This window comes from Parafilimonas sp. (genome assembly GCF_047606085.1).
Taxonomy (GTDB): domain Bacteria; phylum Bacteroidota; class Bacteroidia; order Chitinophagales; family Chitinophagaceae; genus Parafilimonas.
This window is the reverse complement of the sequence record NZ_JASGEX010000060.1, coordinates 1-16559: the sequence shown is the minus strand read 5'-3', so window position 1 is coordinate 16559 and position 16559 is coordinate 1. Positions and strand designations below refer to the sequence as shown.

Here is a 16559-nt window from a genome sequence, read left to right as displayed (position 1 = left end):
ATTATGTTGCTTGTGGTTTACAATATGGATAAATATAATTAAGATATGCGCATACTAATTACGGGAACAGCCGGCTTTATAGGCTTTCATACCGCAGAAAGATTATTGAAAGACGGCCATACGGTTGTAGGGTTCGACAGTATTAATGATTATTATGACCCTTCTTTAAAGATGGCCCGCTTAAAAGCAGGCGGCATTGAAGCAGCGAATGCACCAGCCTATACTAAAATTGCAAGCACCAAATATTCTTCCAGTTCTTTTTATAAAGGAGAGCTGGAAAATAAAGCTGAACTGGAACGCATATTTAAAGAAGAAGGAATAGAAGCCGTGGTAAACCTGGCAGCCCAGGCTGGCGTAAGGTATAGCCTCATTAACCCGGAGGTTTATATAAGAAGCAATATAAATGGGTTTGGGAATATTTTAGAATGCTGCAGGCTGTGCAATATAAAGCACCTTGTATATGCAAGCAGCTCCAGTGTTTACGGGTTAAACGATTCCATTCCTTTTAAAACATCAGACTATACAGACCACCCGGTATCGCTATATGCCGCCAGTAAAAAAAGCAATGAGTTAATGGCGCATGTATATAGCCATTTATTTAACCTGCCTGCTACAGGCCTTCGCTTTTTTACGGTATATGGCCCCTGGGGAAGGCCGGATATGGCTTTGTTTCTTTTTACTGACGCTATTATAAAAGGCAAACCGGTGCATGTGTACAATGAAGGCAAAATGCTCAGGGACTTTACTTATATAGATGATATTACCGACGGCATTGTGCGGGCTGTTAATACCATGCCACAAAAAAATGCTTTATGGAAGCAGTCTGACTCGGATAATTCATCTTCGTCAGCACCGTATAAGGTATATAACATTGGCAATAATAAACCGGTTAACCTGCTTGATTTTATAGAGGCTATTGAGCAGGAATTAGGCATACCTGCCCGGAAAGAGTTTTTACCCCTGCAGCCCGGGGATGTGCTTACTACGTTCGCCGATATTGACGACATTAAAAGAGATCTCGGCTATCATCCAAAAACTTCTATCAAGGAGGGCATAAAAAAGTTTATTGACTGGTATAAAGAATATTATAAAATATAAAGGGCTGTTCTTTAAAAGTGCATTCACGTTTGCCGGCAGTAAAACAACGGCTTTAAATGCGCTTGAATAAAAATGGCTGAAGCAAAAAAATCTGTTATCCTGAATAAAATAATAAAAGCAAAAACAATGAAAAAAGTTATAAATCTTGTTACGCACATGGAAGCAGGCGGCGCCCAGGGAGCGGCCATACGCATGTCGAAAGAAATGCGTAACAGGGGCATTGATGCCGAGACCTGGTTTATATATAAGAAGTCTGATACTTATACGGATGAAGAAAAAGTTGAAGTAATCTACAAATCTGCACCCACCAATATATACCATGCCCTGAAAATAGTTTCTATTCTTCTAAAAAAGTTTAAAGAAGTAAAACCTGACGGCGTAATAAGCTATACGCACTATGCAAGCACGCTTGGGCATATAGCAAGCTTTATGGCGGGCGTTAAAAACCGTGTTGCCACTATGAGAAACCCGGCCTGGTCTTATCCCAGATTAGCAAAGCTGCTCAACAAATACATGGGCGGGAAAAATTACTATACTAAAATAATAGCCGTTTCAGAAACAGTTAAGGAATCATGCAATTCCTATTCTCAGAAATATAAAGACAATATTGTTGTTGTTTATAACGGCGTGCCTGCCCGCATATCAGCGCTCACTAAAGAAGCAGCAAGAAAGAAGTTTAATTTTAATACAGGCTCGTCAAAACTGCTCATCAATCTCGGAAGGCTGCACCCGCAAAAAAACCAGCAACTGCTCATTAAAATGATGCCTTATCTGCCGGGATACCGCCTGGCAATTGCAGGGCAGGGCGAACTGTTTCAGGATTTATCCAAACTGATTAATGATCTGAATGTCGCTGACCGTGTACACCTGCTTGGAGAAATTAAACCGAACGATGTACCGGATTTCCTGCGCTGCGGCGATGTGTTTTTGTTCTCATCAATTTTCGAGGCATTTGGTTTTGCCATATTCGAAGCGGCATATAATGGACTGCCGATTATTGCAAGCAATATACCTTCCAACGTGGAAGTGTTAACCGATGGCGGCAATAAAGCAGGCATCATTGTGCCGGATATGGAAGTGGCGTCATGGGTAAGCGCCGTTAAAAGTCTGGAAGACCCTGCGTTATATCAATCGTATAAAGATGCCATCGAAAAAAAATCAAAATCGTTCGATTTTGATTCCATGGTTAAAGCATACACACATTATTCCACTGTAAATATTTAATACATGCCTTACAAACTTTTAGGAACAGAAGTAAACCCGTATAGCCTTGTAAAATGGATGAGAGCAGACTGAACCGAACGGATCTTAAAACAGCACAACATATTATAAAAACATATAAACAAAAAAGGGTTAAAATATGAATTTATTATACCTATCAGGCGCACCCAGAGTTTCCACATTGCCCAATGCAGGAACAAGTGGCCCTCGCGCACATATATTAGGTGTAATAAAAGGGTTTGAAACGAACGGGTATAATGTACATAAAGCTATTGCCGGCGATGTAATTAATATTAATAAGCAAGGCAATCGCAACATGGCAAAACAGCTTAGTGATAGCGCCACAAAGAGAATGGTTGCAGATGTTTTCAGGCTTATATACAGGTATTATTTCCGACTGAAGTTTAAAAGGCAAAACAAAGAAAAATATGATATTGTTTATGAACGCCTTGCCGCTATGCAGGCGTTAGGCCAGGCATTTAAAAGCAAAAATACTTTATGGGTTTTGGAAACCAATGCCCCGCTTTTCTATGAAGCAAACGAAGCAAGAAAGAGCACTTTTTTGCCCAGGCTAATAAAATATTTTGAAATAAAAGCCTATAAAGAATGCGATTATCTTGTGTGCATCAGCAATAAATTAAAGGAGATAATATTAGCTGAAGCCAATATTCCCGAAGGCAAGACAATTGTAATGCCTAACGGCGTAGATATTGATAAGTTTAACACACAGGAAATACAGCCCAAATACAATTTCCCTGAGTTAACTATTGGTTTTGTTGGCACCATCCAGCCCTGGCAAAAGCTTGATTTTTTATTTACTGCCGCCGCTGAATTAATTAAAGAGGGCTTTCAGCTAAAGTTGCTGATTGTGGGTGACGGCATTGACTCAGACAGGCTTAAAGAAACACCCCAAACATTGAACATTGAAAACAATGTTGTTTTTACCGGTCGTGTGCCCTGGAATGAGGTGCCCGCTTATATAAAATCCTTCCATGTAGGCTATTCAGCGCCGGAGGCTATGGAAATAGGCTTGTATGTATCTCCGTTAAAGCTTTATGAATACATGGCTTCAGGCGTGCCCGCCTTGGCTTCCGCAACAGAAGACTCAAAAAATTTAATAACTCATAGAAAAAATGGCTTTCTTTTTCAGCACGGAAACATTAACGATTTAAAGCAAACAATTAAAGATATAATTAATCATAAAAATGAGCTAGCTGACATTGGCGCTGCAGCGAAAACAGAAATATTAAATAACCATACATGGGAGCACAGGGTAAAATTTTTATTAACTCAAATTAATAATTCGATGCATTGATTTAAAGCAAATATTCAAATATCGGCACACAATCATCCCGTGTGTCGAAAGAGTAAGAATGCCCTTTGCAGCACTTCTGAAAAACTGAAAATTGAATAATTAAATAACATTTCTTACAAAAACTTATAATATGCCTTACAAACTTTTAGGAACAGAAGTAAACCCGTATAGCCTTGCAGGTTTATTGCAGGTTATAAAAAAGAGCATTGACAATCATGAACAGCTTATAGTGGCCAGCCAGAACCTGCACAGCATTTATCTTCTGCATAAAAGCAAAGACCTGCAGGCACTGCAATCGCTGGCCATAAAACGGGTGGATGGCATGCCTATCGTATATATGGGCAGGCTGCTGGGCTATCCTTTGGAAAAAGATCACCGCATCACCTGGGTTGATTTAATTCATCCGCTTATGAAAACGGCTGCCGAAAATGGCTGGCGTGTTTTTTACCTTGGCGCAGATGAAAAGAGTGTATCTAAAGGGATGGAGGCCTTAAGGATTGAATATCCCTCATTGAAAATTGATTACCGGAACGGCTTCTTTGATGCGGCTGTAACATCACCCGATAATAACGAAGTAATTATTAAGATCAATGCTTTTAACCCGGATATATTGATTGTAGGGATGGGCATGCCGCGACAGGAAAAATGGATATATGAAAACAGGAGCTCCATTCATGCAAATGTGATCATGACCTGCGGCGCCGCTATTGAATATGTGGCAGGCACTGTAAAAATCCCGCCCAGGTGGATGGGACGGGCCGGCCTGGAATGGTTCTTCAGGCTAACGGAAAATCCCAAACGGTTTTGGTATAGATATATGGTAGAGCCCTGGTATGTATTCGGCCTGTTTGTAAAAGACTTTACTAAAAAAAGAATTTTAAATAAACCCATCTGATGGCACAGTACTCCGGATTTGAAAGAAGAATAGCCCGCCTGCTTGAATCGCAGCCCTGGCTAAGGGATTTGATAAGGAAAAGCTATAAGAGGGCAGTGTATTTTACAGCGCTGCCCAAACAAAAATTACAGCTTTCTCCCCGGGTGCAGCTTATTGATGTTGCAGCCCTTTGCGGCATTACAGCTATGGATGCTTTCTATTTTGGTTATTATGATAAATGCCCGTGGAATAAAGATGGCAGCTTGTACTTAGGGCATGTTTTGCGCAACAATAAATGCTATATAGCTGTTTGCAATATAGATGAAGCAAAGCATGAAATAACCGGAGAAACGGATGCCTGGAATTATCAGCAGGGCGCCATGGCGCAGTGGTTAAACAATTCAACAATTATTTATAATGCTTACAGGGAAAATATACTGGGCAGTGTTTTAAAGGATCTTGAAAAAAACGAAGCATTATTTTATCCCTTTCCCGTGCAGGTTGTAAACCCCGTTAAACAGGAATATTTATCGCTTAATTACCGCCGCCTATCCTGGCTGCGGCCGGATTACGGGTATTTTAAAGAATGCGCCAACTTTAAAGTAAAGCAGGATTATGATGAAGACGGGATATGGAAAATTGATTATTTGGCAAGACAACATCAGTTAATAATAAAGATAAGCGACCTGGTGAAAGAAGCGCCGGCTGAGTTTGCTGAAGCCAGTCATAAAGTAAACCATTGCTATTATTCGCCGGATGGAAAATTGTTTGTTTTCCTGCACAGGTGGATAGATAAAAGCGGTAAATATTCCCGCCTTATCTGCGCAGATGCAGACGGCAATAACCGGAAAACATTGCTGGACTTCCGCATGATATCCCATTATTCATGGATAAATAATACAGAGCTCATCGTGTGGGCAAGAACGCCCGAATATGGCGATGCTTACATCACTATAAATGCCCTTACCGGAAAATATGCAAAGCTGGATGATGGAAATTTAAGCAGGTATGGCGACGGGCATCCTACCATAAGCAATGATAAAAATTATATCATAACAGATACTTATCCTGATAAATCAAGATTAAGGACCCTGTTATTATTTAACATGAATACTAAAACCCCGGCTGCTTTGGGTACTTTTTTTGCTCCCTGGAAATTTGATGACGAAAAAAGATGCGACCTGCACCCGCGCTGGAATAACGGCAGCAATGCTGTTTCGATTGACGCTGCGCATGAAGGCATAAGAAAAAATTACATTATTAAACCAGGAATATGAATACAATAAAATTTGGTAACCTGCTGCCGGGCTTTTTATTGTTTCTGTACAGCATTACATCATGCGCCCAAAAGCCGCCTGTATATAACCCTGCAGACAGAAGCTGGGTTAAAGCTGCAAATGACCGGATTGAAAAGTATAGAAAAGCTGATTTGAACATTAAGGTTATTGATAAAAACGGGAAACCGGTCAGCAACGCTTCCGTAACCATACACCAGGAAAGCAGCGCTTTTATTTTCGGCTCTGCTGTAGCTTCCAAATGGTTATTGTCACAAAACGCAGATGGTGAAAAATACAGGGATATTGTAAAGTCACATTATAATGAAGTAGTGCTGGAAAACGATTTGAAATGGAATGCCTGGAATAATAACCCGAAATCTTCGGCTAATATGCAGCGAACGCTAAAAGCGTTGCATTGGCTGAATGACAATAACATAAAAGTGCGTGGGCATTACCTGGCATGGGCGCCAATTAAATCTTTTTCCTATTATGGCTCATCCCTTACACAACAACAATATGATAACCCTGCTGAATATAAAACACAGTTGCTTGATCATATAAGGGATATAATTACGCAAACAAAAGGTCTTATAACTGAGTGGGATGCAATTAATCACATTGTGACAACACACCAGGAAGGACAGATAAACATTCCATTTTCATCAAAAAAAATGCTGCTGCCCGATTATGTAGGCAATGATATTTATTCTCAGGTATTCCGGGTAGCGCGGGAAGCGGCTCCTGATGAAACTTTATTTGTAAATGAACAAATACTGCCTTCGGATGTAACCCAATCATTTAATGATACATATTTTCAGAAAATAAAAGAACTGCAAACGCAGGGCCTTAAGGTAGGAGGCATTGGATTTATGGGACATTTTAAAAATACGACCCTTCCATCTATAAATAATCTCCACGGAATATTTGAACAGTTCGCCCGGCTTAACATTCCAATAAAAGTAACAGAATTTGATGTTCGTTTCGGAAACAAAAACCAGGCATACAAACAAAGCGCTGCCGAATTGAATTTGCAGGCGCAGTTTACGGAAGATTTTTTACGGCTGGCATTTTCAGAGCCTGCTGTAACCGGCGTTGTTATGTGGGGCTTTTGGGAAGGAAGCGACTGGTATCCTTCTGCAGCATTGTACAATAAAGACTGGTCCGTTAAACCTAACGGGGAGTCGTGGGACAAACTCGTTTTGCATGAATGGCGTACAAACCTTACGGCAAATACAAATGAAAACGGGCAGGTAAATGCCAGTGGCTTTTTAGGTAATTATACGGTTAGTGTGAAAACAAGTGACGGCAAAGAAATTAAAAAAAATATTTCCCTTGATAACAAGGGATTAGTTGTTACAGTAACAACTAACTAATGTCAACATTTAATTCCTGCTGCTCTCATTCTTTTTCAACCAACCCTTCATCAATTAAATAAGCTGCTATTTCATTTAACAGTGGGGTTGCCTTGGCATCGTCAATCTTTACGGTAAAAGTATCAGCTTCTGTGGCAGTAAAACTGAGTATCCTTTTTTTACCAACCGTATGGCCGTGCAATTCATTTACCGTTTTGCCATTTTGTAAAAGCTGAACCGTGAATGCCTTTATTTTTTGCCCTGTGGCAATATCTTCCTGTAAAATAATGCAATTTATCTTTTGCTTTCTGCCCAATGGTATGGTATAAGTGGATGAAGCCGCTTTAAATTTTTTATCTGCTATTGCTTTAGTAAAGCTCTCATCCCTTAATGCCTTAAAACCAACCAGCGCAGCAGAATCGTGGGCATTAATCACACCATTCCTGTCAGGCGGCACATTCAATAAAAGGTTTGCTCCTCTCCCAACGGATTTTAAATACAATTGAAACAATTCTTCGGGCGGCTTTACTTTTTCATCTTCTTCTATGTGATAAAACCAGCCCGGCCTTATGCTTACATCGCATTCCGCAGGTATCCAAACCTTACCATATACATTGCCATGATTCAACGTATCCTGCGACGGAGCGCCGAGTCCAGGTGTAAAACCAGCCGTATCCAGTGTATTCCAGTCAGGATCGCCGGCAAAACCTTTCTCATTTCCTACCCAGCGTGCATCAGGGCCAATATCGCTGAACACCACTGTATTGGGCGCTATGCTGCGCATGGTTTGTTTAAACCGCTGCCAGTCATATACCTGTTTTTTTCCATTTGGGCCTTCGCCATTGGCGCCATCCCACCAAAACTCAAAGAAAGGCCCGTAATTGCTTACCACTTCTTTCATCATATTTACAAACACATCATTATAAGCAGGCGTTCCGTATTGCGGGTGGTTCCTGTCCCAGGGCGATAGATATACGCCCATCTTCAGGCCGTATTTTTTACAACTATCACTCAGTTCGCGCAGCACATCGCCTTTTCCATCTTTCCATTTGCTTTGCGCTACTGTATGCGTTGAATATTTGCTTGGCCAGAGGCAAAACCCATCATGGTGTTTTGCCGTAATAATGATGCCTTTTGCGCCGGCCGCTTTGGCTATGCGGCACCATTGCCCGCAATCGAGATTGGTTGGGTTGAATACATCTTCCGGCTCTGTGCCTTTCCCCCATTCGAGATCAGTGAAAGTATTCGGGCCAAAATGAACAAAGAAATAATAATCCATTTTTTGCCATGCCAACTGGCGTGGCGATGGTATGGGCTGATTAACGGCAGGCTTTTGAGCCTGCAATCCTGTATAAAAAAAATAAGCTGCAGCGAAAAACAGTAGTTTCTTCATCGCAGCAATATAGTGACTGTTGTTTGAAAAGTTTCTGAATTATATTTTTTGTAACCAATAAATGCGCTTCTGATATACTTCTTACCTGGGAATGTACGGCCATTTATTTGCATTGCACAAATTATACGCCTGCCATTATTCCTCCATAGCAACCAGGCATTCGTTTTAATGCTGAAGCATTATTATTTCGACTTCGCTCAATAATAATGTCCTCGGCTCCGCTCGGACAAAAACGTAGCAGCCTTCATATATCTAATCACGCCATTACCACCTGCCGTCATGCCCGGCTGCGACCAGGCACCTCATAATAAAATTGAGTTGGATAAGTTACAGGCATTTGCTTACAGCGCACTGCCATATTCATTTGTCATGATATAAACAGTGCCGCCATATTGCATGCAGTAAAATTAGGAGATTCCCGCTTTCGCGGGAAAGACGGACGGTGTTGTTGATTGAATGTAATAAACTTAAACAGGCAGGAACGAAATAGCAGCCTGTTACACTGAGTTGCATTGCAAAAATTGTATGCACTTGCCATTATTCCTTACATCCAGACAAAGCCAGGGGCATAAACACAACCACCTGCTCGTTATGCCCGGCTAGGGCACCTCATAATAAAGCTGGGTGAATAAGCTTACAGGCATTTTGCTTAAAGCATATCAAATAAATCTTTCCAGGCAGGAACGAAATAGAATTAACAACTACCCTCTAATTCAGGCTCCTGAAATCAACCGGCACCAGTTTGCTTACACCAGGCTCCTGCATGGTAACGCCATAAATAACGTCAACTGTGCTCATGGTGGATTTGTTGTGCGTTACAATAATGAACTGCGAGTTATCGCTGAACTGCTGTATCATATTGTTGAATTTGCCCACATTGGCATCATCAAGCGGTGCATCCACTTCGTCTAAAATACAGAACGGCGCAGGCTTAATTAAATAAATGGCAAACAACAATGCAATAGCAGTTAAGGTTTTTTCACCGCCGCTCAGCTGTGTTATGCTCGATGGTTTTTTGCCCTTGGGCTTTGCTACCACATCAATACCTGTTTCGGCGAGGTTATCCGGGTTTTCCAGGATCATATCGGCTGTATCTTCTTCTGTAAACAGGGCTTTAAACACACGCTGGAAATTCTCCCGCACTTTATCAAACGTTTCGCGAAACTGCTGGTTGGCGGTGGCTTCCACTTCTTCAATGGTTTGCAGTAAGCTTTCCTTTGCGCTTACCAGATCCTGCTTTTGTTCAAGAATAAATTCATACCGTTTTTTCATTTCCACAAAGGCTTCAATGGCTGTGGGATTTACTTCGCCAATGTTTTCAAGGCGCTTACGCATACGGTCTGATGCCGCCTGCAATTCTTCCGTTGAAGCATCAGATGTTCTTGGCTCGTCCAGTATATCATCCAGGTCAATCTTAAACTCTACATGCAGGCGCTCGCGCATGCCGGCAAGGTTCAGTTTTAATTCACTCAGCTTATCTTTTATTTCCGTTAAAAGCTGGTCTATTATTTCACGGCTTTTTATTTTATGGCGCAAGGCGCTTTCCTTTTCCTGCAAAGCATTGCGGTGGTTATAGTATGCCGCATCCGCCTCATTCAGTTTCTTTTCCTCCGCTTCTTTTGTTTGCAGCAAAGTATATAAAGTATCTTCTGCTGATGCGAGCATTTCGGTGCTTTCCGTTATTTGCCCGCTCACTTCTTCCAACTGGGATTTGTTCTGTTCTATTTGTACATGCAGTTCCTTTAACTGGTTTTGCTTATAGCCCACTTCCTGCTGTAATGCGCCCAGTTTGCTTTGCAAACGTGTAAATGCAATATTCGTTTCATTAAACAGGCCGGATACCGTGCGGTATGCCTGGTCTGCAGCCTTGTAAGCGTCCTCCGCTTCTTTTATGGCAGCCGTTGTTGCATTCAATTCTTCGTTCAGCACAGCAAATTCGCTGCGCAAAGCGTCAATAATATCCTGTTCATTCTCCAGGCGCTCCTGCATATCTTCAAGCTGGCCGGCTGCATGCTGCTGCGTGTTTTGCAGGTTCTCCATTTTGTTCCGCGTAGCGAAAAGGCTGTTGGTAAGCTGGTTTATTTCGCCTTCGGTTTGTTTAATAAGATTTTCTTTCAACTGCTCGTTATAACCAATTACCTCGTTATGTTTTTGCTGAATGGCGGCCTTTAATTCCTGCACGGCTTTTTCCTGCGCGGCAATTTCTTCCCGCAGTTTCTCCAGGTTCTTGGCGCGGCCTATTCTTTTACCTTCAAACAAACCAACGCTGCCGCCGCTTAAAGTATATTCGCCTTTTACATATTTGCCTGTGCGTTCCAGCAATACCACGCCATCACCGGCATTATTCACCGCTTCTTCATTTTCTGCAATAAATACATTGCCCAATAAATATTCGGCCAGCTTTTTATATTGTTCATCCACTTCAATCACATCAATTGCCTTAATGGTATTTTGCGGCTGCGGCGCTTGTATGTTAATGCCGGCTATCTTATCAAGCAATAAAAAGTTGGCTTTGCCTTTCTGGTTTTTACCGAGCAATTCTACGGCCTGCAGGCCTTCTTCAAGATTGTTTACAATATAATAGTTAAGATAAGGCGACAATACATTTTCCAATGCAGTCCTGTATTCCTGCTGCACATAAATTATATCTGAAAGAATGGGCGCTTTTGAATTCCATTGATTGTTATTGTGCAAAAATTTCACGCTTTCCGGATAGCCTTCCATTGAATCAACCAGGCTTTTCAGGAGGTCGTGCTCATTGCGCTTTGCATCATACTTACGGTTTTCTTCGGTAAGCTTTGCACGCAGCACTTCCAGTTCGCTTTGCGATTGCAATATCTGCTGCCTTGTTAATTCATGCTGTTCTTTCAGTTGCTGCAAAGTGAGCTGCTTCTCCTCAAGCGCCTTAGCTTTTTCCGCCACTTCTGCATCCAACTGCTGAATTTGATAAGAACGGTTTTGCTGCTCCTGTTCTATCTGCGCTTTGCTTCGCTGCAGGTTATGCACTGATGTTTCCGCTACGGCAACTTTCTTTTCTGCATCAAACTGTTTGCGCTGTGTTTGCAGGTGAGCGCTGCGCACTTTATCGGTTGATGAGCGCTTTTCATCAAGCAAGATTCGCTTTGCATCTGTTTCTTCACGGCTTGCATCCAGCTTATCTTTTAATTGCTGTAAAGCATCTTCCTCTTTTTCATGCTGCAGTTGTGTATATTGAATGGAGTCTTCAATATGCTTCAACTGGCCTGTTGCCCGTTCCAGAAATTCTTTCAGCGAGGCATCTTTTTCTTTCAGGTAATGCAAACGCTGCGATGCAAGGTTCTTTTCATTTTCTTTAGCGCGCAGTTGCTGAACAAGCTCATTAAAATCATGCTGCTGTTCCTGCAAAGCTTTTTCCTGTTCCAGAAAATCAACGCGGTCTTTTTCCAGTTCCGCTTCGCCGGTTGCTATTGCTGCATCCAGTGCGTGCTTTTTATCGGTTTCATCTTCCTGCTGTTTATTCAGGTCTTTATACGTAAGATTAAACCCTTCCAAAGCAGCTTTGGCCAGCTCAACGGAAACCTGCCTGTATTCTTTTTTTATTTCGTGATATTTCTCTGCCTTCTTCGCCTGGCTTTCCACAACCTTTAGCTGGTTTTGAATTTCGAATAATAAGTCTTCAATCCTGTTCAAATCGCCTTCGGTAGCATCCAGCTTTTGTTTGGCTTCTTTTTTTCTTGTTTTATAAATGGTGATGCCGGCAGCCTGCTCCAGCATGCGGCGGCGGCTGTTGTCTTTATCGCGAATAATATCGTCCACCATTCCCAGTTCTATAATAGCATAGCTGTCGTTGCTTACGCCGGTATCCAGAAAAAGGTTATGGATGTCTTTTAAGCGGCAGGAAACATCGTTCAAACGATATTCACTTTCGCCGTTTTTAAAGAACCGGCGGGTTACCGTTACTTCATTAAACTCTGTAGGCAGGAGGTTTTTCGTGTTCTCAAAAGTGAGGCTTACTTCCGCAAGGCCGCTGGCAGATCGGGTTTTGGAACCATTGAATACCAGGGCTTCCAGGTTTTCGCTTCTAAGCTGGGATATTTTCTGCTCGCCTATCACCCAGCGAATAGAATCTATGATATTGCTTTTGCCGCAACCATTCGGGCCAATAATGCCTGTTATGCCTTCATCAAAATTCAGAATGGTTTTATCGGCAAAGCTTTTAAAACCTTTTATCTCAAGCTGCTTAAGTTTCATGCGTTCCGAGTTTACTTACTAATAACGAATTAAAATAAAATACCGTATCTGCCCAAAATGTGCCTGCGAACATAAGTATAATTACAGAGGCTGAAATTCACACAATTTGCACTGTGGAGAAATAGTGGAAAGAAGAAAAAACAGTTACCGGTTGCAGGGTTTTTATTATATAGAAGTTGTTTAGGCTTATTTTAAACATATAAGAAACATAATAATTACTTAAGAAGCTGTTTAAAAGTTTAATCCTTTACAGGGTTTTAACGATTTTTCGCACAGAGCAAAGGAGTCAACAGAGGATAAAGCGACTCTGTCAGCTCTGTGTTCTCTGTGCGAAAGAAATTCAAACAGCTTCTTAAGGAAAATGTATTCAGTATCAAGAGCAGTACAAAGTGAATCATCGTATTTTCATCGAAGATGAAAATCTTTGTATCGCTTTTGCCCTTGTGTTTGCTAAGAAGCTATGTATCTGTGTGGTTTATTTCAAAAGTTCAAACGGGTTCATAAACTATAAACTGCCCAGCTTAGCAGTGGCTTTCATTTGTTCAAACGAAAGCCTTGTATGGATGCGCCGCTTATCCGACCATTGCGGGTAAACCAGCCGTATGGCGAGCGCAAATATTATGCTTACGGTGTACCAGATGCTGGTATCCCAGAGATTGCTTACGAACATGGCTGCTATCATCATGATTAAATAGCTTAGTCCCGGCGCTGCCAGCACTATTTCCTGCCGGTTAAGCGCCAGTTTGTATAACCGGTAAGACCATTGCAGGGTAAACCATACAAAAGCGATATACAAAACTGCCGCTACCAAACCGTATTCAACGGCGGCCTCAAGATACGTGTTATGCATAACCCTGTCCTGCACCATCGAAGGCGCATATCGCGCCACTGCTGCAATGGAAGCCGTTTCATCGCCGCCCATGCCAAACACCGGCGAAGCGCTGAGGGCATGGGCGCCGGCTTCCCAATAATAGGTACGGTCGCCGCCCCCGGCCTGGTCGGTCATATAGACGGCCCGCTGCAAGGTGGGGGAATTAAGCGATAACAGCAAAGCTATTACAGCGCCCGCAAAACATACGGAAACAATTACAAACTGGTAGTCAATTGTACGCCTTACAAGGTGAATGTAAACGCCCAGGCAGCAAAGTATCATAAAAGAAAGCAAACCGTTTCTTGAGCCCATCATCATAATCATTACGCCTACCAGCGCAATGGTGCCAAACGCAAAAAAACGGGTAAAGAGGCCAACGCCGGGCTTGCGGCTGAACAGCGTAATAAAAACATAAATTGATAAGGCGCACAACGTGGAGGTAAAGGTGCCATGGTGCACATCGCCCAGTTGCAAAGTGCCGGAATAGCCTACCCCGCTCTGCACTCTTCCGTTCAGCAATAAGTTAAGGCCCAGGGGAATGATAATAAAGGGCATGCAACGCCGCGTATATTCCGGTATTTTATGCAGTATTTCTTCCGGGTAGTTAATAAGCACCCTTAAAAAAAACAGGTAAAAAACCAGTTTTATTGCTTTAACGATGCTATGAAAAGCCGGCGCGGCCTTACCTGTGCCGGCAGGAAGTCCGGCAAAATTCTGAGGATGCTGGTAGTACACAAAAATGCCTGTAATAACAAAAACGATAAAGAACAAATAAATGATGGAAAACCGCAGCGGCACTATTTTGCTTTTTTGTGTAAGCAGGTCCCAGGCAAGTATGGGTGTTATGGCAGCTATGGTAAGGCTTTCGGCATAAGAGGCATCGGCCGTTCCCACGCCCGAAGTGGCGGTGTCGGTAAATGCGCCCTGCGATAACGAAATGGTCATAAGCATAGGGTACATAAATGCCCGGTCGTATAATACCAAAGGAACAGTGAGCAGTACGAGCGGCGCTGATGTTAGACTGATCAAAGAAAGGTAAAGGGTAAGGCCGATGGTGCACAATATCACGGGAAATAATAACTCCTTAGCGCCTATATAAATGCCGCTGCCCTTTGATTGCTGTAAATTATTTGGATACCCTCCCTGCATGCTGCAATAAAATTATTTAATTATGATTATACTAACCTTCTGATTTTTGCTGATCGTTTTTGCGAACAATCACCGGCTTTTCTTTAACCTTTTTTTCCCTGCAAACATCTGCATAAAATCTTTCTGAATATAAACTATATCGCTGCCCAATAACTTTGGTTTTTTGATGAATGCGAGCGTCGCCGCCCCGCCCGTTATGGCGCATAAAACAGCAAATGCAATTATTTCATCCGCAATAAACAGGTGCAATAACCGGTACAAAAAATAAGCCGGCGCCACCCAGTATATACTCAGCATTACGCCATTATAATAGGGCTTATATACCAGCGATCTCCAATCGTTCTGAAAAATCCTTGTGCGCACTATGGCCATCATCATGATATAAGAAATTAAAGTGGAAACAAAGATGCTCCAGCTAATACCGGTTAAGCCTGCAAGCAAATAACCAATATAAATAAACACACAAATGATGATTGAATTCTGCACTTTTCTTATGAGGTTCAGCTTTATGAGGCCATGCACCCGCATTAAGGTGTCGCCAAGGCTGGCTGTTGTGCGTAAAGGCAGGTTGAGAAAAAATACCTGCAGCAGCGGAACGGCATCCATCCATTTTTTCCCAAGCAGAACAAGCACGATCTGCCTGCTGAAAACGATAAGGAAAACGGTGAGCGGAACAAGCGCCGAATTAATCAGGGAAAGTGATTTTGAAAACACCTTGTATGTTCCTTTTGCATTGTCGTTTTTCTTTACCATGGCGGGCATCATAACGCGCTGCACCATATCGTATATAAAACGCTGTGGAATGTTCATGATGCGGAAGCTCCTGTCGAAAACACCCAATACCGATGCCGTTACCAGCTTGCCCACTTCCAGTATAATACCGAAATTAACGATATAGTTATTTACGCGGATAAGCGTGAGCCCGGAACCATAGCCAGCCAGGTCTTTCCAGTGCTTTTTTGTACAGCCTGCCTTTAGCGGCAAGGGATAATACAACAGCAGGGTGAGCAGTTCGGCCCCGAAATAAAATATCTGCGACCAGACAAGCGACATGACGCCATAGCCGCAATATGCGAGCGCAATACCCAAAACGTTTGACAAAAGCAGCATTACGCCATCTGCAATAAATATTTTTTTGAACCTGAAATTTTTTTGCAGCATGGCAAATGAGGGAGCATACATGGCGGCAAACCAGAAAATAATGCTGAATATGCGCAGAGAAGATGTTAGCTGCGGCTCTTTATAAAATGCTGCCGCAAAAGGGGCAATGATGAAGATAGCAATATAAATAATGGCCGCCAGCAGCATGCCTGAAAAAAATGCAGCATTTACATGTTGTTTATCCGTTTCTTTTCGCTGCAGCAAGGCATCGCCCATGCCGCCATCGCCAATCATGTTGCCAAAGTTCATAAAGGAGTTAAGCAGGGCAAACACGCCAAGCTCGGATTTATGCAGCAGCCTTGCCATTACTGCATAATACCCAAACTGCGAAAACACCTTAATGCTTACATTAAGCATTTGCCAGGCGCCGGATTGTATTACCTGCTTTTTTTTAACCATAGGCCAATTGCTGCCTTAAGAACTAATATGCCATAAGCCTGTATAAGCGGGCTTATGGCAATGTATAAGTCAATGTTGTTTATTTATTAGTGCGCAATGCAATGTCATTAACTTAAGAAAACTCAATATTCAATACACAATAATCAATGCTCAGTTGTAAATCTCCGCAAAATAATTAGTAAATATTTAGAAGATGTGCCTGCCTTAAGTTAATGACAT

10 protein-coding genes are annotated in these 16559 nt (G+C 42.2%); 6 read left to right on the top strand and 4 right to left on the bottom strand.

Annotation, left to right across the window (positions count from 1 at the left end):
- Positions 1–45: 45 nt before the first annotated feature.
- The 6 genes from QM629_RS05310 (at position 46) to QM629_RS05285 (ending at position 7158) form a co-directional block, all read left to right on the top strand.
- Positions 46–1098, top strand: a complete 1053-nt coding sequence (locus tag QM629_RS05310) for an NAD-dependent epimerase (protein ID WP_415157943.1) — start codon at positions 46–48, stop codon at positions 1096–1098.
- A gap of 126 nt (positions 1099–1224) precedes the next feature.
- Complete coding sequence (locus QM629_RS05305; protein WP_415157941.1) at positions 1225–2322, top strand: glycosyltransferase; 1098 nt, start codon at positions 1225–1227, stop codon at positions 2320–2322.
- 136 nt (positions 2323–2458) lie between these two features.
- Positions 2459–3634, top strand: coding sequence for a glycosyltransferase family 4 protein (locus QM629_RS05300; RefSeq protein WP_415157939.1), 1176 nt, complete (start codon positions 2459–2461; stop codon positions 3632–3634).
- 130 nt (positions 3635–3764) lie between these two features.
- Positions 3765–4529: a WecB/TagA/CpsF family glycosyltransferase gene (locus QM629_RS05295; protein ID WP_415157937.1), complete on the top strand. Its 765-nt coding sequence runs from the start codon at positions 3765–3767 to the stop codon at positions 4527–4529.
- Positions 4529–5785 (top strand): hypothetical protein, encoded by a 1257-nt coding sequence (locus QM629_RS05290; RefSeq protein WP_415157935.1) that lies wholly within the window; start codon positions 4529–4531, stop codon positions 5783–5785. Before QM629_RS05295 ends, QM629_RS05290 begins: the two co-directional genes overlap by 1 nt.
- Complete coding sequence (locus QM629_RS05285; protein WP_415157933.1) at positions 5782–7158, top strand: endo-1,4-beta-xylanase; 1377 nt, start codon at positions 5782–5784, stop codon at positions 7156–7158. Before QM629_RS05290 ends, QM629_RS05285 begins: the two co-directional genes overlap by 4 nt.
- A gap of 25 nt (positions 7159–7183) precedes the next feature.
- On the opposite strand, the gene QM629_RS05280 is transcribed toward QM629_RS05285, so the two are convergent.
- The 4 genes from QM629_RS05280 to QM629_RS05265 form a co-directional block, all read right to left on the bottom strand.
- Positions 7184–8530: an alpha-L-fucosidase gene (locus tag QM629_RS05280; RefSeq protein WP_415157931.1), complete on the bottom strand. Its 1347-nt coding sequence runs from the start codon at positions 8528–8530 to the stop codon at positions 7184–7186.
- 708 nt (positions 8531–9238) lie between these two features.
- Complete coding sequence (gene smc, locus QM629_RS05275) at positions 9239–12760, bottom strand: chromosome segregation protein SMC (RefSeq protein ID WP_415157929.1); 3522 nt, start codon at positions 12758–12760, stop codon at positions 9239–9241.
- A 505-nt stretch (positions 12761–13265) separates the two neighbouring features.
- Positions 13266–14780, bottom strand: a complete 1515-nt coding sequence (locus QM629_RS05270; protein WP_415157927.1) for an O-antigen ligase family protein — start codon at positions 14778–14780, stop codon at positions 13266–13268.
- 69 nt (positions 14781–14849) lie between these two features.
- On the bottom strand, positions 14850–16340 hold the full coding sequence (locus tag QM629_RS05265; RefSeq protein ID WP_415157925.1) for an oligosaccharide flippase family protein: 1491 nt from the start codon (positions 16338–16340) through the stop codon (positions 14850–14852).
- Between the last annotated feature and the right edge of the window lie 219 nt (positions 16341–16559).

What these genes read in the sequence shown, in the direction of transcription:
- QM629_RS05310 (WP_415157943.1), top strand. Translation starts at nt 46, where the DNA reads ATGCGCATACTAATTACGGGAACAGCCGGCTTTATAGGCTTTCATACC.
- QM629_RS05305 (WP_415157941.1), top strand. Translation starts at nt 1,225, where the DNA reads ATGAAAAAAGTTATAAATCTTGTTACGCACATGGAAGCAGGCGGCGCC.
- QM629_RS05300 (WP_415157939.1), top strand. Translation starts at nt 2,459, where the DNA reads ATGAATTTATTATACCTATCAGGCGCACCCAGAGTTTCCACATTGCCC.
- QM629_RS05295 (WP_415157937.1), top strand. Translation starts at nt 3,765, where the DNA reads ATGCCTTACAAACTTTTAGGAACAGAAGTAAACCCGTATAGCCTTGCA.
- QM629_RS05290 (WP_415157935.1), top strand. Translation starts at nt 4,529, where the DNA reads ATGGCACAGTACTCCGGATTTGAAAGAAGAATAGCCCGCCTGCTTGAA.
- QM629_RS05285 (WP_415157933.1), top strand. Translation starts at nt 5,782, where the DNA reads ATGAATACAATAAAATTTGGTAACCTGCTGCCGGGCTTTTTATTGTTT.
- QM629_RS05280 (WP_415157931.1), bottom strand. Translation starts at nt 8,530, where the DNA reads ATGAAGAAACTACTGTTTTTCGCTGCAGCTTATTTTTTTTATACAGGA.
- smc (WP_415157929.1), bottom strand. Translation starts at nt 12,760, where the DNA reads ATGAAACTTAAGCAGCTTGAGATAAAAGGTTTTAAAAGCTTTGCCGAT.
- QM629_RS05270 (WP_415157927.1), bottom strand. Translation starts at nt 14,780, where the DNA reads ATGCAGGGAGGGTATCCAAATAATTTACAGCAATCAAAGGGCAGCGGC.
- QM629_RS05265 (WP_415157925.1), bottom strand. Translation starts at nt 16,340, where the DNA reads ATGGTTAAAAAAAAGCAGGTAATACAATCCGGCGCCTGGCAAATGCTT.